Origin of the sequence: Streptomyces sp. NPDC012935 (assembly GCF_042900345.1) — a bacterium.
Taxonomy (GTDB): domain Bacteria; phylum Actinomycetota; class Actinomycetes; order Streptomycetales; family Streptomycetaceae; genus Streptomyces.
Genome location: NZ_JBIBBC010000017.1, coordinates 26,603 through 44,102 on the forward strand (window position 1 = coordinate 26,603; position 17,500 = coordinate 44,102).

Genomic DNA, 17,500 nt, shown 5'->3' on the forward strand with positions numbered 1-17,500 from the left:
GCAGAAAGGCTGTACGACATGACGCCCTACGCCCGCCGCGGCGTGCACGGCCAGACAGTGGAGGCCCTCGCCCGCCGCATCCTGGGCGGCAGGATTCCCGAGGGAGCCACACTCGACCTGGTGGCGCTGCAGAGCGAGTTGGACGTCAGTCTCACCGCCCTGCGCGAGTCCCTGAAAGTCCTTGCCGCCAAGGGGATGGTTGACGCCCGCCAGAAACGCGGCACCTTCGTCAGAGCCCGCGCCGACTGGAACCTCCTCGACGCCGACGTGCTGCGCTGGCAGTTCGAGGGCGCCGACCTCGCCACCGACGCCGACCGGACGCTGCTGGCCGACCTCGCCGAGGTACGCGCCATCGTCGAACCGGCCGCCGTGCGCCTCGCCGCCGAACGCCGTACCGACGCCGACCTGGCGGCCCTGGACGCGGCGCTGGAGGCGATGGGCGAGCAGGGCTCCGACCCGGGGCAGGCCGTGGACGCCGACCTCGCCTTTCACCGCGCCCTGCTCAGCGCCACCCACAACGAGCTGCTCCAGCGCATGGAGATGGTCATCGAGCCCGGCCTCGCCCACCGCGACCGCATCGTGCACAGCCACCCGCACAGCGAGGACCCCGTGCCGGCACACCGCGCGGTCCTGGACGCCGTACGTGACCAGGACCCGCAGGCCGCCGAGACGGCGATGCGCGCCCTGCTCGTCCAGGCGGGGCGCGACCTGGACCGGATCGACGGACCCGACGACACGAAAGGCACCGGCGGCAAGTGAAGATCACCCGCATAGAAACCTTCCTGGTCCCGCCGCGCTGGCTGTTCTGCCGGATCGAGACCGACGACGGCGTGGTCGGCTGGGGCGAACCCGTCGTCGAGGGCCGGGCCGAGGTGGTCCGCGCCGCGGTGGACGTCCTCGCCGAGTACCTCGTCGGCCAGGACCCGCTGCGCATCCAGGACCACTGGCAGGTCCTCACCAAGGGCGGCTTCTACCGCGGCGGCCCCGTCCTGTCCAGCGCCGTCGCCGGGCTCGACCAGGCCCTGTGGGACATCGCAGGCAAGACCTACGGTGCCCCCGTGCACGCCCTGCTGGGCGGCCCCGTGCGCGACCGCGTCCGCGTCTACGCCTGGGTCGGCGGCGACGAACCCGCCGAGCTCACCGAACAGATAGCCGCCCAGGTCGAGGCCGGTTTCACCGCGGTCAAGATGAACGGCGCCGGCGCCACCTCGCCGATCGGCACCGCGGCCGAGACCGCGGCCGTCGTCGCCCGTGTGGCCGCCGCCCGCGAGGCACTCGGCCCCGACCGCGACGTCGCCGTCGACTTCCACGGCCGCTTCAGCGCCGCGAGCGCCCGCCGGGTCCTGGCCGAACTCGCCCCGCTGCACCCGCTGTTCGTCGAGGAACCCGTCGTCCCCGAACACGGCCATCTCCTGCCCGGCCTGGTCGCCGCGACCCCGATCCCCGTCGCCACCGGTGAACGCCTCTACTCCCGCGCCGAGTTCCTGCCCGCCCTCACCGCGGGCATCGCCGTCGCCCAGCCCGACCTGTCGCACGCCGGCGGCATCTCCGAGGTCCACCGCATCGCCTCCCTCGCCGACACCTACGGCGCCCAGCTCGCCCCGCACTGCCCACTCGGCCCGATCGCGCTGGCCGCCAGCCTCCAAGTCGCCTTCGCCACCCCCAACTTCCTGATCCAGGAACAGAGCCGCGGCATCCACTACAACAAGGACGCCGACCTGCTGTCCTACCTCGCGGACCCCGCGCCGTTCCGTTTCGTGGCCGGCCACGCACCGCTGAACGACGCCCCGGGACTGGGCATCACCATCGACGAGGCGGCCGTACGCGCGGCCGACCGCAGCCCGCACGCCTGGCGCAACCCCGTCTGGCGGCACGCCGACGGCTCGTTCGCCGAATGGTGACGGCCGTGCCGGTCATCACCACCGACCCCGCGCACGGCGGCCGCTGGACGTCTCTGCGTTCGGCGGGCCGTGAATGGCTCTGGCACCGTTCGGCGCCGGAACGGGACAAGGTCGTACCGGGTGATGCGTTCGTGGACGCGGGCGGGCTGGAGGAGTGCATCCCCACCGTCCGCGGCCTCCCCGACCACGGCGACGCCTGGTCACGCCCCTGGACCCGCACCGGCGACACCGAACACGTCGAGTGCGAGTCCTTCGCCCTCGCACGGTCCATCCGCGACACGCCCGACGGCACCCAGGTCGACTACACCCTCACCGCTCGGCCGGGCTTCCGCTTCCTCTGGGCCGCGCATGCCCTGCTCGACCTCTCTCCGCACGCCACCCTGCGCATGCCGGCCGGCGCGGCCACCCGCCTGTTCCCCGAGGCCGCCCCGCTCCTGGCCCGGACCTGGCCCGCCGCGGCACCCTGGATCACCGGCAGCTGGCCCGCGCCCCACGGACTTCCTCTCGACCGGCTCGGCCCCGACGACGGCACCGCGGTCGGGGCGGTCGTCGACTCGGCACGCTGCTGCGTCCACGACGACCGCGACCGGCTCGCCCTGGAGCTGGTGGCGGACGGACAGCCCGTGTCGACCGCCCTGTGGCGCAACCTCGCCGGCCACCCCCAGCCGCACCCGTACCGGAGCACGGGAGTGGAGCCCATGCTCGGCCGCGTCTTCGATCTCGCCGACGCGGGCCCCGACGACGCCGCGCGGGTACCGGCGTCCGGCGAGGTCCGCTGGCGTCTCAAGCTCGCCGGGGCCTGCCGCTGCCCCTCGACCCCCGCACCGAAGGAGCACCGTCCGTGGACCTGACCGCCGCGCTGGCCACCCACCGCCTGGTCGCGATAGTGCGGGGCGGCGACCCCGATGCCGCCCTGCGTACCGTGCTGGCCCTGGCCGAGGAGGGCGTCGAACTCATCGAGGTCTCCCTCGCCGCCCCGGACGCCCTCTCCGTCATCGAACGCGCCCGGACCACGCTCGGCCCGGGGCGCCCCCTCGGCGCCGGCACCGTCCTTACCGCCGCGGACGCCCGCGCCGCGCACAGCGCCGGAGCCGACTTCGCCGTCACGCCCGGACTCGGCGACGGCGTCCGCGCGGCGCAGGAGCTGGGCATGCCGGTCCTGGCCGGCGTGCTGACCCCGACCGAGATCATCGCGGCCCGGGCCATGGGAGTGGCCGCGCTGAAGGTCTTCCCGGTCGCCCAGGCCGGGGGAGCGGCCTATCTGAAGGCCCTGCGCGGCCCGTTCCCCGACGCCGCGTTCGTCCCGGTGGGCGGAGTCGACGAGGACGTCGCCCGTGCCTGCCTCGCGGCCGGGGCCATCGCGGTCGGCGTCGGCTCCCCCCTCGTCGGCGACGCGGCCGACGGCGGCAGCATCACCGCCCTCAGGGAGCGCGCCCGCGCCTTCCGCAAGGTCGTGGACGGAGCCGCGCGATGACCGCGGGGCTCCGCCCCACCCGACCGGACCGCCTCGAACTGGGCGAGGGCATCCGCTGGACCGGCTCCGACGTCGTCCTCGTCGACATCCTCGCCGGCCGCCTCCTTTCGGCCCCGGACGACCCCACGGCACCCCTGCGCACGGTGGCCCAACTCCCGGTCCCGCTGGGCGCCGTGGCACCGCTTGCCGGTCACTCCGACACCTGGGTCGCGGCCGCGGGCACCGGCATCTGCCTTCTCCACCCCGACGGCAAGCTCGCCTGGCTGGCCCGGCCGGAGGACACCGCCCGGCCCCGGATGCGCATGAACGACGCCGTCGCCGACGCGTTCGGCCGCTTCTGGGCCGGCAGCATGGCCTACGACGCCGAGGAGGGGGCCGGTTCGCTGTACCGCCTCGACCGGGACGGCACGGTCGTACGGGTACTGGAGGGCATCACCGTGCCCAACGGCCCGGCGTTCACGCCGGACGGCGGCGTCATGTATCTGGCCGACAGCGCTCGAGGCGTGGTCCGGCGCTATTCCGTGGACCCCGTCACTGCGGCTCTCGGCGCACCGCAGGAGTTCGTGACCGTCGGTGAGGGCAGCCCCGACGGCATGGTTGTCGACGTGGAGGGCGCCGTGTGGATCGCCGTCTGGGGCACCGGCACCGTCCGCCGCCATCTCCCCGACGGCACGCTCGACCGCACGCTGCGGTTGCCTGCACTGCAGCCGGCCGGGCTGTGCCTCGCCCACGACGTTCTGCACATCACAACTGCCCACGTGGGCCTGGCAGCACCGGGCCCGCACGACGGGGCCCTGTTCACCGCCCGCGTGGTCGTGCCGGGCACGCCGACGCCCGCGGTTCGGCTGGACATCGCCCGGCATGCTGCGACCACCTGGGATCGGACCAGCCCGACCACCGCCGGCGATCCCCCGACGCCCACCGCCGCCGGAGACCAACCGTGACCGCCGCGCGGCCGTCGGGTACGGCATCAGCTGCCGCTGCTGCAGCCGCGGAGACATCCGGGCCTGTCGGGCCGTCGTGCCGCATGGCGGCCGTACGGGCATCCGGCACCGCGGCTGCGGACGCATCCGGCTTGGCCGGCGGGCCGCCATTTGGTGTGGGAGCGCTGGGGGCATCCGTGACCTCAATTGCCGAGGCGTCCGCGACGGCTGCTGTTCTGCTGTCCGCTGCCGTAGTCGCCGAGGCATCCGGGGTGCCTGTCGGGCCGTCGTGCGGTACGGCGGTCGTAGGGGCATCCGGCACCGCGGCTGCGGACGCATCCGGCTTGGCCGGCGGGCTGCCATTCGGTGGGGGAGCTCTGGAAGCATCCGTGACCTCAATTGCCGAGGCGTCCGCGACGGCCGCTGCCCGGCCGTCCGCTGCCGTAGTCGCCGAGGCATCCGGGGCGCCTGTCGGGCCGTCGTGCGGTATCGCGGCCGTAGGGGCATCCGGGACCGCAGCCGGGGACGCGTCCGGCATGGCCGGCGCGCCGCCATCCGGTACGGCACTCCCAGAGGTACCCGCACCCGCTGCGCCCGCGGCACAGCCGTCCGGCAGGACCACCCCCTGGCGTCCTGCCCCGGGCCCGGTCGTCTGCGTCGGTGAGACGATGGCGGCCCTGGCCCCCGACCCACCGAGCCCGCTGGTGACCGCGCCGCACCTGCGGCTGTCCGTGGCGGGAGCGGAGTCGAACGTCGCCATGTACCTCGCTGACCTCGGCGTCCCGGTGGCCTGGCTCTCCGCAGTCGGCGACGACCCCCTGGGAGTGCGCGTGCGCACCGCTGTCGCCGCTGCCGGCGTCGACGTGTCGCACGTGCGAACCGATCCCCACCGTCCGACCGGCCTGCTGGTGAAGGACCCGGGGCCCGACGGGACGCGCGTGCATTACTACCGACGTGGCTCGGCCGCCTCCGCCATGGGCCCCGAGGTCCTGGACAGTGAGCCCCTGCGCACGGCCTCGCTGCTGCACCTGACCGGCATCACACCGGCGCTCTCCGAGCCGTGCCGTCGGCTGGTGGCTCGGGCGCTGACCGCCGAGGGCGCCGCACGCCCATACGGGGTGAGCTTCGACGTGAACCACCGCGCCGCCCTGTGGCCGGACGGGTCGGCCCCGGCAGTGCTGCGTGAGCTGGCGGACCGGGCGGACATCGTCTTCGTCGGCCTGGACGAGGCACAGGCTCTCTGGGGCGAGCACCTGACACCGGCCGACGTACGGGAGCACCTCCCTCGTCCGCACATCCTCGTCGTCAAGGACGGGGCGAACGCCGCGACCGCGTTCAGTGACGAAGGCACCCACACGGTGCCGACGCCGCGCACGACCGTGGTGGAGGCGGTCGGCGCCGGCGACGCCTTCGCGGCCGGCTTCCTCGCGGGCCTGTTGCGGGGCGGGAGCACGGCACGCGCCCTCCGACTCGGTCACATCACGGCCGCGTCCGCACTCCAAGTGACCGCAGACCACGGGCCGTTGCCCGACGCCCAGGCGACAAATGCGCTGCTCGACCTCACGGCGCAGGAGTGGGCGGAGCGGGCCGCCGTGGCGCCGTCGGCCTGAGCCGGTCGACGCCAGGGGTGGGCGTCCGCCCCGGCCTGGCCCCGGCTCGACGCGCGGTGCGGCATTTACCTCCCTATGCTCCATTTGTGTGACGAACATTTTCGATGAGCTCGTGGAGAAGCAGCGCGCGGCCGAGCAGGCGCACCACCGCGTGGAGGAGCTGCGGGGCATGTACGGGCCGCCCACTCAGGAGAGCGGCTGGAGCCCGCGGCAGACAAGCACGTACAACACGGCCTTGCGGGCGTGGCGGGACCTGGCCCGCGACGTGCGGACCGCGGTCGCCGACTACGCGAAGGCGCAGGGCGAGCCGCGCGGCGATGTCGAGACACAGGTCAAGAAGGCCGTCCTGCAGGCGGAGACGGGCGACGTCGACGCGTGAGGGGCGACGTGCGAGGGGCGAGGACACGCGCCCAGCCTGGCTCCGCAAGGCTCTTGACGCAGTGAGTCTTGTTACGCAACTCTGAAGGTCACGGGCCTTCGTCGGGGATGGAGTTGGTGCGGAGTGGAGTGGACGGGCGCACGGTATGCGGACACACCCACGGTCGAAGTGCGGACGTGGTTGGACGCGCCGCCGGACCGGGTGTGGGAGATCGTCTCCGATGTGACGCTGATGCCGGACCTGAGCGACGAGCTCCAGTCGGTGCAGTGGCTCGACGGCGCGGTCCGGCCCGCCGTGGGTGCCCGGTTCGTCGGCAGGAGCAGGCACGAGTCCCTGGGGGAGTGGGAGACCACCTCGTTCGTCGTCGAGTGCGAGCGCCCGCGTGTTCTCGCCTGGGCCGTGTCGGACCCTGCCAGTCCCTCCGCCGTCTGGCGCTTCAGCCTCGAGCCCAAGGACGGCGGGACGGAGCTGGCCGAGTGGATGCAGATGGGGCCCGGGCGGTCCGGCCTGTCCTTCGCCATCGACGCGATGCCGGACAAGGAAGAGAAGATCGTGTTCGTACGCCTGCGTGAGTTCGAGCGCAGCATGACCGCCACGCTGGGGCACATCAAGAAGCTGGCGGAGGCGTGATGAGGACCGCGATCACGGTCGAGGCGTCAGGGATCGGCTCCTGGACCCGGCAGGCGGACTTCGTCGTCGAGGCGGAGAAGCTGGGCCTGGACATCTGCTGGGTGGCCGAGGCATGGGGCTCGGACGCGCCCTCCGCCCTCGGCTACTACGCCGCCCGCACCGACCGCATGCTGCTGGGCTCCGGAGTCATGCAGGTCGGGACCCGCACCCCGGTCGCGCTCGCGCAGACCGCGATCACCCTCTCCAACCTGTCCCAGGGGCGTTTCCTGCTCGGCCTCGGCCCCTCGGGCCCGCAGGTGATGGAGGGACTGCACGGCGTTCCCTTCGCCCGCCCGCTGGCCCGCGTCCGCGAGACGGTGGAGATCGTGCGGCAGGTCCTGGCCGGCGGCAAGATCGACCATTGCGGCACCGAGTACCGGATCCCGTTGCCCGGCGGTGACGCCGTACCGATGAAACTGTCGATGCGGGCCGAGCACCCCGTGCCGCTCTACCTGGCCGCGCTGTCACCGGCCATGCTCCGGCTCACCGGCGAGGTCGCCGACGGCTGGCTCGGCACCAGCTTCGTGCCCGAGGGAGCGGCGGGTGCCTACTTCGCTCACCTGGACGAAGGGCTGGCCCACGGCGGGCGGGCACGAGCGGATCTGGACGTCTGCCAGGGCGCCGAAGTGGCCTTCGCCGACGACGAGGAAGCCCTGAGCGCCATGGTGGCCGGCCGCAAGAGGGAACTGGCCTTCAGCCTCGGCGGCATGGGCTCGGCGTCCACCAACTTCTACAACCGCGCCTACAGCAGGCAGGGCTGGGCCGAGGTCGCCGCGGAGGTACGGCAGCGCTGGCAGGCCGGCGACCGGGACGGGGCGGCGGCGCTGGTCACCGACGAGATGGTCCTCGCGACCACGTTGATCGGCACCGAGAACATGGTCCGGGAGCGGCTGCGCGTCTGGCGCGAGGCGGGCGTGGACACCGTCCGCCTGTACCCGGCCGGTGCCGACCTGGCCGCCCGGCTCGACACCCTGGGCCGCGCGATCGAGCTGGTCCACGAGGCCGGAGTGCGGGCATGAGCGCGCGGACGTCCTTCGCGAACTGGCCGTGCTCCATCGCGCGGACCCTCGACGTGGTGGGGGACGCCTGGACCCCACTGGTCCTGCGGGAGGCGTTCTACGGCTGCCGCCGCTTCGACGAGTTCCAGGGCGAGCTGCGCGTCGCCCGGAACACGCTCACCGACCGGCTGCGCCGCCTGGTCGAGGCGGGGCTGCTGGAGCGGCGGCTCTACGAGAGCGAGCCGCCCCGGCACGAGTACCTGCTGACGGAGAAGGGCAAGGACCTCTTCCCGGTCCTCGCCGCGATGGCGAGTTGGGGCGACCGATGGCTCGCCGGACCCGAGGGACCTCCGGTCACCCTGCACCACGAGGCCTGCGGCCACGACGGTCAGGCGGAGGTGGTGTGCTCCGCATGCCACGAGCCGCTGCACGCCGACGACACGACCGCACGGATGGGCCCCGGCTACCCGGACCGCCTGAAGTCCCGGCCCGACGTACAGCGCCGATTCTCCAAGGAGTGAACTACCAGCAGATGCAAGCGAGTTCATGCGAGCGCACTTTCGCCGGCCCGATCGTCGACAACTGACCGCCCTTCACCGGATCCGGTGCAGCTTCCAGAACGGGTTGAGATCTTTGCCCGTCACGGCTTGTGCGGCCTCCTTGAACTCCGCGGTGGTGGAAACGCCGTACCAGTGGTCGCGGGCGTACTGCTTGAGAAGGCGGGCCATGGTGTCCGCGCCGAGCGTGCGTTCCAGGTCCGCCAGCGCGCAGGGGCCGGCCGTATAGAGGAAGTGGTATTCGCCCGGGTGCTCGGCCCAGTACGCCATCGATCCGGTCAGTGCCGTTTCGTCGCTCGGCCACTCGACCTCGGACCAGCAGTCGCGGGTTTCCCAGCCGTAGAAGCGGGCGTTGGCGTACTGGGCGAAGCTCTCGTCCAGCCAGGGCGCGCCGTATTCGTCGTTGCCGACGATGCCGTACCACCACTGGTGGGCGACCTCGTGGACGACGGCACTGCCCTCGTCGGTGGTGCCGAGGAGGACCAGGCCGGGATACTCCATGCCGCCGCCGAACCCGCTGGTCATCACGAGATCGATCTCGCCGTACGGATAACGGCTGAACTCCTCGCCGAAACGGTCGACGGCGGCGGCACCGTCCTGACGGGTGAGGCGCACCCCCTGCGCGGACGTGCCCGGCGCCCAGTACGACCTCACCCGCACGCCTCCGGGCGTCGTCTCGGTGGCGGTGCGGAACGGGCCCGCCGCCCATGCGAAGTCCCGCACTCGGTGCGCGACGCTGAGCGTGAGGCTGCGACCGGGCTTGCCGGGACGCGTCCAAGTGCGGCCGGTGGCAGGGACCTCGAGGGTCGCGGGATGGTCGATGGCCACCCGGAAATCGCTCGCCAGGGTGTAGAAGCTCTCCCCGGTCGGCACATACGGATCGAGGTGCCATCCCCCGGAATCGCGCACGGCCAGCACCGGCAGCGCATTGCCCAGGAAACGGAAGGCGCCCTCGCGGCCGAACCGGCTGTTGCGCTCGGGCACCGTGATGGACACGTCGAAGGCGACGACCGCGCGATCCCCGCGCGCGAGCGGCCTCGGCAGGGCGATCCGCAGAGCCGTGCAGTTCACGGAGAGCCGGCCCGCAGTGCCCCCGCTGACCCTGGACACCTCGACGGGTGACGGCGCGCCCGGCGAGCCGCATGCGTCCACGCCGTTGCCCCAGAGGCGGACGTACACCTCACGCAGCGGCCGATCGGAGGAGTTGCGCAACGACACCCGCTGCCGGCCCGTCCAGCGAGAGCCGTCGGCGTTGCCCCGCAGCGTCACGTCGTAGCGAATCCGGTCGGGTGTGGCGGTGTGCGTGGTCGTGGCCTCAGACCCGGCTGCCGTGACGGCATCGGCGCCGGTGCCGCCCTGCGCGGCGAGCAACGCGAGCAGGACAACCAGCAGACGGCCAACGGCCCTTGACGGCCACGCGGGTAACGACGGCATGGGAGCGGATCATGCCACAGCGGGTGAGGCATGGACCCTCACCCGCGGGAAGTGGCGAGCTCCGCTCCGCTCTCGGTGGCGTACGCGGGAGGTGGTGAAGACTGTGGGCATGGAGTTCTTCTGCTACCACCGTGATCGGCCCGACTCCCTGGAACTGCGCGACCGGCTGCTGGAGGAGCACTGGTCCTACATGGACCTCTTCGCCGCGCAGATGATCGCCCGGGGGCCGACGTTCGCCGCCGACGGCGAGACTCCTTCCGGCAGCGTGCACATCCTCGACCTGCCCGATGCCGCCGCCGCCCGCGCGTTCGCCTTCGACGGGCCCAACTATCAGGCCGGCGCGTACCGGGACGTGCTGCTGCGCCGTTGGCGGAACCTGCTCGGGCGCACCATGTGGGACTTCCCCGGCGGCGCCACCGAAGGCAACCGCTACCTGGTGCTCGGCCTCGGCTCGGGACAGGCCGCCGACCATGATCTGCCGCCCGGGCGGGAGGAGCTGATCGCCTACGGGCCCCTGCTGTCCGACGACGGCTCCACGTGGCTGGGGACGGCGGCACTGGTGCGGGCGCCGGACGCGGCCACGGCGCGTGCCGTACTGACGCGTGAGCGGTACGCCGATGTCGAGGTCCACGACTGGCAGTTCGGCGGGCGGTCGTAGCGCAGAGACCGGCCCTGTGGCACGCCCCCGCATCATGCGAGTGGCGGCGCCAAGGTCGCGGGGGTGGGTCCGTCGGGGCGGACGGTGATGCCGTACGTGGTCTTCTCGGGGGTCGAGGAGAAGACCGGAACGTGGGCCGGCAGCAGGTGTTCGAGCAGCACGGTCGATTCGCGGAGTGCGAATTGCAGGCCGAGGCAGGCGCGCGGGCCGATGCCGAAGGGGAAGTAGGCGCCCGGGTGGGTGGGGCGGCCGTCCGGGGTGAGGAAGCGCCGGGGGTCGAAGTGCTCGGGGTCCGGCCACAGTTCGGGATCGCGGTGGGTGAGGTAGGGGCAGACCAGGATGTCGGTGCCCGCCTCGACGGTGTAGCCGGCGAGGGTGTCGGCCTCGGCGGCGTGGCGGGGCAGCAGCCAGGCGGACGGGTAGAGGCGGAGGGTCTCGTGGATGAGCGCCTGGACGGCCTGGCGGCGCTGCGGTGAGCCAGCGCTGCCGGCGCCGAGAGCTTCTTCGCGGGCGGCGGGGTGCTGGTCCAGGAGCAGGTAGAGCCAGGTCAGGGTGGAGGCGGTGGTCTCATGTCCGGCCGCGAGCAGCGTGACCAGTTCGTCGCGGATCAGCTGGTCGGTGTACTCGGGATGCTCCGCGGCTGCGTCGGTGAGCACATGCACCAGCCCCGGGCCGTCGGGTCCGGACACCCCACTGCGCGCGGCCTCGATGGCCCGCCCGGCGACCGCGGCGATCCGCGCCAGATCGGCGGCGACGGCGTCGCGGGCTGCGGCGGCATCGGCGGGCAGGGACGGAAGAGCCGACCCCACGGCTGTCACGGCGGCCAGTTCGCGCTCGGTGTCGTCGTCCAAGGGGTGCCCGGTCAGGGAGCGCCAGATGGCGTCGAGGGCGAAGCGGTGCATCTCCTGGCCGACTTCGAAGGTCTGCCCCGTACGGGCGTAACGGTCCCAGCGCTCCGCCGTGGTGCGGGCCGCCGCGGTGATCCGCTGCTCGTAGCGGCGCATCCCGACCCCGGTGAACTGGGACTGCAGCAACCGGCGTTGGCGCTTCCAAGCCGCACCTGTGGCGGCCATGACGCCGTCGCCGATCAGCAGGCGGGCGCGGTGCGAGCGTTTGACGTACAGCTCCGGGTGCAGCGCCAGCACGTGCTGGACCGCCTGCGGGTCGGTGACGAGAACGGTGGGGCTCGGCCCGAGCCTGAACGCGGTGACGCCGCCGGTCCGCGCGCGCACCTGGGCCAGCAGTTCCACCAGCTCACCCCCGTCCGAGCGCCACCGCTCCACCAGTGCACGCTCGGCTTCGGGGACCGGCCGCCGCGTTGCCGGGACGTGAGGGAGGGAGCCGAGACCGGCTTCGGTGTCCATGGTTCTACTCCTGGTCAGCCGCTGGGCTGCTCGGCCTCGGCCAAGCGCGCGTGTCACGGACTGTACGGGAGAAGACGCATACGGTGACAGCCCGCCTGGGTGCTCCGCTCGTCCAAGGGATGAAGCGGGCGTGCGCGGGCCGTTGTACTGACCGCCGGCACGGACCCCGACCAGCAGCTCGGCGTCTGGACGGCGGAACCCGGAACCCCCTCGCCTGACGGACTTCGCCTCCTGGCCCCGTGGTCGGCGACGGGCGACCGTTGCGCGACGGACGCGCCCGGCTGACGTTCTCAGACGGGGTAGGCGTGCGTCTGTGTCGCCTTCACCGTCGCCCAGACCTCAGCGCCCGGATGCAGATCGAGTTCGGCGGCGGCGACCGTGGTGAGGTCGGCGGCGAGGGGGAGTTCGCCGGTGAGATCGGCGCGGATCTGGTCGCCGTGCGTCTCCAGTCCGGCCACCTGGCACTGCCACAGGTTACGGGCGCTGGAGCCGGTCGGGCGGTCGCGGTGGAGCGTGACCGCGCTGGGCGGGAACGCCACGAAGACGGGGCCGGACAGATCCTCCGTCGTGGTGACGGACGGCCCGGCATCGAGTCGTACGGTGTGGCCCTCGGCCTCACCCCGGTAGAGGTTCAGGCCGACCAGCTGGGCGATGTAGTCCGTACGGGGGTGGCGGGCGATGTGCGACGGGGCGCCCTCCTGGACGACTCGGCCGTGCTCGACGACGACCAGGCGGTCGGCCAGGACCATGGCGTCGAGCGGATCGTGCGTGACGAGTACGGCGACGGCCTCGAACTCGGCCAGGTGGCGGCGCAGTTGGGCGCGGACCTCCAGGCGGGTACGGGCGTCCAGCGCCGCCAGCGGCTCGTCGAGCAGCAGCAGCCGGGGGCTCGTGGCGAGCGCGCGGGCGAGGGCGACACGCTGGGCCTGGCCGCCGGACAGCTTGCGCGGCTTGGAGCCCTCGTGGTCCGTCAGCCCCAGGCGGCCGAGCCACTCGGCGGCCTGCGCCCGCGCCTCGGCCTTCGACGCCCCCTGGCAGCGTGGCCCGAACGCCACGTTGTCGAGCGCCGTCAGGTGGGGGAAGAGCAGGTAGTCCTGGAAAACGACGCCGACCGGTCGGGACTCGGGCGGCGTACGGTCCAACTCCGCACCGTCCAGCCGCAGATGACCCCCGCTGAGCGGGGTCAGCCCGGCGAGGGCGCGCAGGGCGGTGGTCTTGCCCGCACCGTTCGGGCCCAGCAGCGCGACCACCTCGCCGGGCGCGACCGTCAGCGCCACGTCGAGGCGGAACGCGCCACGGTCCACGACGAGGCGGGCATCGAGCCCGTCCAGAACGGCGTCGGTACGGACGTCGTAGGTCTCGGTCATCCGGCAGTCATCTCACGGTCGGGCAGGGCCTGGCCTCGGGTGGACGGGCGATCCTGCGGTGGTTCAGGGGGCACGGAGGGCGGGTCCCCCGGTTGCTGTCCAGCGGTGGGTAGGCGGGGCGTCGGGTGTCGGCCGATGGCCGAGGAGGCCGGGTGTACTGGGCTGCCGTTCCTCGGGCGGGCACGCCGGGTGTCGGGCTGTGGTCCGCCGGACGCGCAGGCCCGGCGGTCGGGCTGCCTTCCGGGATGGTCACGCGGGTGGCCCGGTTGTCGTTCTGCCGCTGGGGAGGCCCGGGTGTGTGACTGGCGCCCTGGGGTTGCGGGGGACGGGTGGTCGGGTTCGCCCCCCGGGGCCGGACAGGGCCGGTGGCCGTGCGGTCGCCCGCGAGTGGGGACACCGGATGGTCCGGCTGACCTCCCACGGTCCCGCACCCGCGCTCATCCCGCTGTCATCCATCGGTCCCGCAACCCCGCCAGTACCGCGATCGACACAGCCAGCAGTACCAGGCTGAGCGCGATGGCCGCCTCGGGGTCGCTCTGCAACGCCAGATACACGGCCAGGGGCATGGTCTGGGTGCGGCCCGGGAAGTTGCCGGCGAAAGTGATCGTCGCGCCGAACTCGCCGAGCGCGCGGGCCCAGGCCAGGACCGCGCCCGCGGCGATGCCGGGGGCGATGAGGGGCAGTGTGACGCGGCGGAACGCGGTGAAGCGGGAGGCGCCCAGGGTGGTGGCGGCCTCCTCGTAGCGGGGATCGGCAGCACGCAGGGTGCCCTCGACGCTGATGACGAGGAACGGCATCGCCACGAACGCCTCCGCGACCACGACCCCCGCCGTGGTGAACGGAAGCGTGATCCCGAACCACGAGTCCAGCCACTGCCCGACGATGCCGTTGCGGCCGAGCGCCATCAGCAGCGCCACACCGCCGACGACCGGCGGCAGGACGAGGGGCAGGGTGACCAGGGCCCGTACGAGGCCGCGGCCGGGGAACTCCACCCGGGCCAGCAGCCAGGCCAGCGGCACGCCGATCACCAGGCTCACCGCGGTGGCGGCCGTGGCGCAGACCAGGGACAGCTGGAGTGCCTGCCACACCTCGGCGCTGGTCAGCTGCTCGGGCAGACTGCGCCACGGGGTCCGTACGAGCAGGGCGATCAGCGGCACGATCAGGAACGCCAGGCCGATCAGGGCGGGGAACAGCAGGGGCAGCGGCACGCCCGTACGGATGCGCCGACGCCGCGGCCCACCCCGGAGGGAGTCGGTCGCGGCGCCGGCCTTGTCGCTCCGGATCACGGCTTGAGGAACCCGGCCGCGGTCAGGACCTTCTGGCCCTCGGCGGACTGCACAAGCGCGATGAACGCCCTGGCGGCCTCGGCGTTCTGAGCGTCCTTGAGCAGGGTGATCGGATAGTCGTTGACGGCGTCGGCGGACTCGGGGAACTCCACGCCCTCCACCTTGTCACCCGCCGCCTGCACATCCGTCTTGTAGACGACGGCCGCGTCGGCCTCCTTCAGCTCGACCTTCGTCAGGGCGGCCTTGACGTCCTGCTCGTACGACACGGGCGTGAGCTTCAGGTCGCTCGCCCCCAACGCCTTCTGCGCGGCGGCGCCGCACGGCACCTCCTTGTCGCAGAGCACGACCTTCAGGCCCGACTCGGTGAGGTCCTTGAGGGAGGAGATCTTGCCGGGGTTGCCCGGCAGCGTGGCGATCTCCAGTTCGTTGCGGACGAAGGTCGAGGGCGTGCCGGAGGCGTCCCCCGCATCCGTGACGATCTTCATCGTCTTGGGGCTGGCCGAGGCGAACACGTCGGCCGGAGCGCCGCCCGTGATGCTCGCGGCGAGCGAGTCGCTGCCACCGAAGCTGAAGGTGACCTTCGTACCCGGGTGCTCCTTCTCGAACTCCCTGCCCAGCGTTGTGAAGCTCTCCTTCAGCGATGCCGCCGCGAAGACCGTCACCTCGCCGGAGAGCCTGCCCGACGAGGAGGCGGACGCGGCGGAGTCCGACCTCGTCGAGGAGGACTCGTCGGAGGACGAGCAGGCGCTGAGCGCCAGCAACGCGGCGGCGCCCGCGCCGGCCATCTGCACGGTCCGGCGGTTTCGGCGCGCGGTACGGGTCATCACGGGTCCACTCCCTCTGGTCCTGACGGACGCGCAATCACTCGCGGTCCCGACGGACCACGCCGCCATTCGGCCGCATCCGTCGATGATAATGCCGCAGATGCTAGGGGAAAGTCTCTTGTCTCATTGCATGAGCTGGGCGAGATGCCCATCGGGGCGGCATGTGCGTTTGTACGAGACGGCGATACGGTCACCACCGTCGCTCTCACCGGCGGTCCGCCCGGTAGCCACGACCGCCGGCCATCACTGTCCGCGGCGACAACTAAGCTCCCGCCCATGAGTGAGGCAGACAGAGGTCCCGGTAGACGAGTCGTCGACGGGCGCTTCGAGTTGGAGGCCCGCCTCGGTGGCGGCGGGATGGGGACGGTCTGGCGGGCCAGGGATCTGGTGCTGCACCGGCTGGTGGCGGTCAAGGAGGTCCGCCCGCCCGACCGGGACCTCGCCGAATACGATCCCGACAGCGCGCGGATGCTGCGCGAACGCGTACTGCGCGAGGCCAGGGCCCTGGCCCGGATCGACCATCCGAACGTCGTCACCATCCACCACATAGTCGACGGCGGTGACGGCACCTACCCGTGGATCGTGATGGAGCTGGTCAGTGGCGGCTCGCTGGCCGACCGGCTTGCCCAGGGCCCGATGCGGCCGGCCGAGGCGGCGCGGATCGGCCGGGGAGTGCTCGCCGCACTGACCGCCGCGCACGACGCCGGCATCCAGCACCGGGACGTGAAACCTGCCAACGTCCTGCTGCGGCCCGACGGGCGTCCCGTCCTCACCGACTTCGGCATCGCCGCGATCCGTGAGTCGACCAACCTCACCGCCACCGGCTCCATCATCGGTACGGCCGACTTCATGGCGCCGGAGCGCATCTCGGGTCACGAGGGCGGCCCCTCGTCCGACCTGTGGTCGCTGGCGATGATGCTGTACAACGCCGTGGAGGGCCACCATCCGCTGCGCAGGGCCAACACCCTGGCCACCCTCGCCGCGGTCCTCCACGACGACGTGCCGCCGCCGCTGCGTGCCGGCGCGTTGGGGGACGTACTGATGAGAGTGCTCGTACGGGACCCGTCGGCGCGGCCGTCCGCCGCCGTGCTGGACCGCCAGCTGGCGGAGGTCGAGTCCGGAACGGGCGGCTCGGCGGTGCGGGACGACGCCACGTCGTATCCGCTCAGCCCGCCGCCCGCCCACACCTACCCGTCCGCCCCCGGCTCCGCCCCTGCGGCCCCCACATACCCCGGCGGGGCTGCTGCCTCGCCGACCACCTCCGTGCCGTCGGGCGGCCCCGCCTCGGCGCCCACCCCCGCGGGGTTCGGGCCGCCACCGTTCCATTTGTGGCCGGGGCACACCCCTCCCCAGCCGCTGACGGTGCCCGCGCAAGCAGCCCCCCGTCGCTCGGGCCGGACCACCCTGCTGGCCGTCTCCGGGACCTCGCTCGCCGGCGCCCTGGCTCTGCTGTGGTGGCTGCTGCCCGTCGGGGGCGAGTCGGGTGACGCGGACGCGCGCGGGAACACGCCCGCCACATCGACCCCGGGGTCGACCGTCTCGCCGACCGGCGCGGACGCCGGCGCCGATCCGGCGGCCCGGCAGTCGGAACGGCCGACGACCGGCACCCTGCTCACGCCGGACGGCATCCGCGAAGCCATCAAGGCGCTCAAGGAGGAGACCGGCCGGGACCGATTCGGCGACTTCACCGTCTACCCGGACTACGCGTCAGCCGAGCTGATGGTCGACGGCAGCGACACGAAGTACGACTCCTACACCTACCGCCCGGGGCAGGGAGTGGAGAAGGGCATCATCTCCGGCACCCTCTCCGGCGGTGACCAACCCGTCCGCCTCGACGAGTTCAACTGGGACCGGATTCCCGCGCTGCTCGAAGAGGCCGAGAAGAAGCTCAACGTCGACAAGCCGGAATCCCGTTACCTGCTGGTGCGACAGCCCAACGACGTCTTCGACACTCCGGCCGGAATCGCCGTCTACCTCACCGACGCGTACCAGGCCGGCTACCTGGAGGCCGACACCAAGGGCAAGGTGACGCGCGTGATGCCCGCGGAGGGCTGAC

General features: G+C 72.8%; 17 protein-coding genes. 12 read left to right on the plus strand and 5 right to left on the minus strand.

The features are described 5' to 3' along the window. The first annotated feature begins 18 nt into the window (after positions 1-18). From ACFY5C_RS32000 to ACFY5C_RS32045, 10 genes are all read left to right on the plus strand, one after another. Positions 19-759 carry a FadR/GntR family transcriptional regulator gene (locus tag ACFY5C_RS32000; protein ID WP_389450777.1) on the plus strand — a complete coding sequence of 247 codons (741 nt, stop codon included), beginning with the start codon at positions 19-21 and terminating at the stop codon, positions 757-759. Next, positions 756-1,901 (plus strand): galactonate dehydratase, encoded by a 1,146-nt coding sequence (dgoD, locus tag ACFY5C_RS32005; protein ID WP_389450779.1) that lies wholly within the window; start codon positions 756-758, stop codon positions 1,899-1,901. The genes ACFY5C_RS32000 and dgoD overlap by 4 nt, the downstream gene beginning before the upstream one ends. Continuing rightward, positions 1,895-2,752 carry a hypothetical protein gene (locus ACFY5C_RS32010; protein WP_389450782.1) on the plus strand — a complete coding sequence of 286 codons (858 nt, stop codon included), beginning with the start codon at positions 1,895-1,897 and terminating at the stop codon, positions 2,750-2,752. The genes dgoD and ACFY5C_RS32010 overlap by 7 nt, the downstream gene beginning before the upstream one ends. Continuing rightward, complete coding sequence (locus ACFY5C_RS32015) at positions 2,743-3,375, plus strand: bifunctional 4-hydroxy-2-oxoglutarate aldolase/2-dehydro-3-deoxy-phosphogluconate aldolase (protein ID WP_389450785.1); 633 nt, start codon at positions 2,743-2,745, stop codon at positions 3,373-3,375. The genes ACFY5C_RS32010 and ACFY5C_RS32015 overlap by 10 nt, the downstream gene beginning before the upstream one ends. Next, on the plus strand, positions 3,372-4,319 hold the full coding sequence (locus ACFY5C_RS32020) for an SMP-30/gluconolactonase/LRE family protein (RefSeq protein ID WP_389450788.1): 948 nt from the start codon (positions 3,372-3,374) through the stop codon (positions 4,317-4,319). Before ACFY5C_RS32015 ends, ACFY5C_RS32020 begins: the two co-directional genes overlap by 4 nt. Before the next feature lie 515 nt (positions 4,320-4,834). Beyond that, complete coding sequence (locus ACFY5C_RS32025; protein WP_389451187.1) at positions 4,835-5,908, plus strand: sugar kinase; 1,074 nt, start codon at positions 4,835-4,837, stop codon at positions 5,906-5,908. 88 nt (positions 5,909-5,996) lie between these two features. Then, positions 5,997-6,287, plus strand: coding sequence for a hypothetical protein (locus tag ACFY5C_RS32030; RefSeq protein WP_389450790.1), 291 nt, complete (start codon positions 5,997-5,999; stop codon positions 6,285-6,287). 123 nt (positions 6,288-6,410) lie between these two features. Then, positions 6,411-6,917 carry an SRPBCC family protein gene (locus tag ACFY5C_RS32035; RefSeq protein WP_389450793.1) on the plus strand — a complete coding sequence of 169 codons (507 nt, stop codon included), beginning with the start codon at positions 6,411-6,413 and terminating at the stop codon, positions 6,915-6,917. Then, positions 6,917-7,975 carry an LLM class flavin-dependent oxidoreductase gene (locus ACFY5C_RS32040; protein ID WP_389450796.1) on the plus strand — a complete coding sequence of 353 codons (1,059 nt, stop codon included), beginning with the start codon at positions 6,917-6,919 and terminating at the stop codon, positions 7,973-7,975. Before ACFY5C_RS32035 ends, ACFY5C_RS32040 begins: the two co-directional genes overlap by 1 nt. After that, a complete protein-coding gene (locus ACFY5C_RS32045; protein WP_389450799.1) occupies positions 7,972-8,475 on the plus strand; it encodes a winged helix-turn-helix transcriptional regulator in 504 nt (167 codons plus the stop codon). The genes ACFY5C_RS32040 and ACFY5C_RS32045 overlap by 4 nt, the downstream gene beginning before the upstream one ends. A gap of 72 nt (positions 8,476-8,547) precedes the next feature. Here the strand turns inward: ACFY5C_RS32045 and ACFY5C_RS32050 are convergent, their stop codons facing one another. Beyond that, positions 8,548-9,945, minus strand: coding sequence for a M1 family metallopeptidase (locus tag ACFY5C_RS32050; RefSeq protein WP_389450802.1), 1,398 nt, complete (start codon positions 9,943-9,945; stop codon positions 8,548-8,550). 109 nt (positions 9,946-10,054) lie between these two features. Here ACFY5C_RS32050 and ACFY5C_RS32055 point away from each other — a divergent pair, with 109 nt between their 5' ends. Continuing rightward, positions 10,055-10,603: a YciI family protein gene (locus ACFY5C_RS32055; RefSeq protein ID WP_389451190.1), complete on the plus strand. Its 549-nt coding sequence runs from the start codon at positions 10,055-10,057 to the stop codon at positions 10,601-10,603. 32 nt (positions 10,604-10,635) lie between these two features. On the opposite strand, the gene ACFY5C_RS32060 is transcribed toward ACFY5C_RS32055, so the two are convergent. From ACFY5C_RS32060 to modA, 4 genes are all read right to left on the minus strand, one after another. Continuing rightward, entirely contained in the window at positions 10,636-11,967 is a 1,332-nt protein-coding gene (locus tag ACFY5C_RS32060) for a cytochrome P450 (RefSeq protein WP_389450805.1), read from the minus strand. A 290-nt stretch (positions 11,968-12,257) separates the two neighbouring features. Further along, on the minus strand, positions 12,258-13,334 hold the full coding sequence (locus tag ACFY5C_RS32065) for an ABC transporter ATP-binding protein (RefSeq protein WP_389450808.1): 1,077 nt from the start codon (positions 13,332-13,334) through the stop codon (positions 12,258-12,260). A 437-nt stretch (positions 13,335-13,771) separates the two neighbouring features. Next, the gene (gene modB, locus ACFY5C_RS32070) at positions 13,772-14,620 is read right to left on the minus strand and encodes a molybdate ABC transporter permease subunit (RefSeq protein ID WP_389450811.1); all 849 of its coding nucleotides are present in this window, start codon (positions 14,618-14,620) and stop codon (positions 13,772-13,774) included. Continuing rightward, entirely contained in the window at positions 14,617-15,444 is an 828-nt protein-coding gene (modA, locus tag ACFY5C_RS32075) for a molybdate ABC transporter substrate-binding protein (RefSeq protein WP_389450814.1), read from the minus strand. Before modA ends, modB begins: the two co-directional genes overlap by 4 nt. A gap of 276 nt (positions 15,445-15,720) precedes the next feature. Between modA and ACFY5C_RS32080 the strand changes: the two genes are divergently transcribed. After that, positions 15,721-17,499, plus strand: coding sequence for a protein kinase (locus ACFY5C_RS32080; protein WP_389450816.1), 1,779 nt, complete (start codon positions 15,721-15,723; stop codon positions 17,497-17,499). Position 17,500 lies beyond the last annotated feature (1 nt).

What these genes read in the sequence shown, in the direction of transcription:
- ACFY5C_RS32000 (WP_389450777.1), top strand. Translation starts at nt 19, where the DNA reads ATGACGCCCTACGCCCGCCGCGGCGTGCACGGCCAGACAGTGGAGGCC.
- ACFY5C_RS32010 (WP_389450782.1), top strand. Translation starts at nt 1,895, where the DNA reads ATGGTGACGGCCGTGCCGGTCATCACCACCGACCCCGCGCACGGCGGC.
- ACFY5C_RS32020 (WP_389450788.1), top strand. Translation starts at nt 3,372, where the DNA reads ATGACCGCGGGGCTCCGCCCCACCCGACCGGACCGCCTCGAACTGGGC.
- ACFY5C_RS32025 (WP_389451187.1), top strand. Translation starts at nt 4,835, where the DNA reads ATGGCCGGCGCGCCGCCATCCGGTACGGCACTCCCAGAGGTACCCGCA.
- ACFY5C_RS32040 (WP_389450796.1), top strand. Translation starts at nt 6,917, where the DNA reads ATGAGGACCGCGATCACGGTCGAGGCGTCAGGGATCGGCTCCTGGACC.
- ACFY5C_RS32045 (WP_389450799.1), top strand. Translation starts at nt 7,972, where the DNA reads ATGAGCGCGCGGACGTCCTTCGCGAACTGGCCGTGCTCCATCGCGCGG.
- ACFY5C_RS32050 (WP_389450802.1), bottom strand. Translation starts at nt 9,945, where the DNA reads ATGCCGTCGTTACCCGCGTGGCCGTCAAGGGCCGTTGGCCGTCTGCTG.
- ACFY5C_RS32055 (WP_389451190.1), top strand. Translation starts at nt 10,055, where the DNA reads ATGGAGTTCTTCTGCTACCACCGTGATCGGCCCGACTCCCTGGAACTG.
- ACFY5C_RS32060 (WP_389450805.1), bottom strand. Translation starts at nt 11,967, where the DNA reads ATGGACACCGAAGCCGGTCTCGGCTCCCTCCCTCACGTCCCGGCAACG.
- ACFY5C_RS32065 (WP_389450808.1), bottom strand. Translation starts at nt 13,334, where the DNA reads ATGACCGAGACCTACGACGTCCGTACCGACGCCGTTCTGGACGGGCTC.
- modA (WP_389450814.1), bottom strand. Translation starts at nt 15,444, where the DNA reads ATGACCCGTACCGCGCGCCGAAACCGCCGGACCGTGCAGATGGCCGGC.
- ACFY5C_RS32080 (WP_389450816.1), top strand. Translation starts at nt 15,721, where the DNA reads ATGAGTGAGGCAGACAGAGGTCCCGGTAGACGAGTCGTCGACGGGCGC.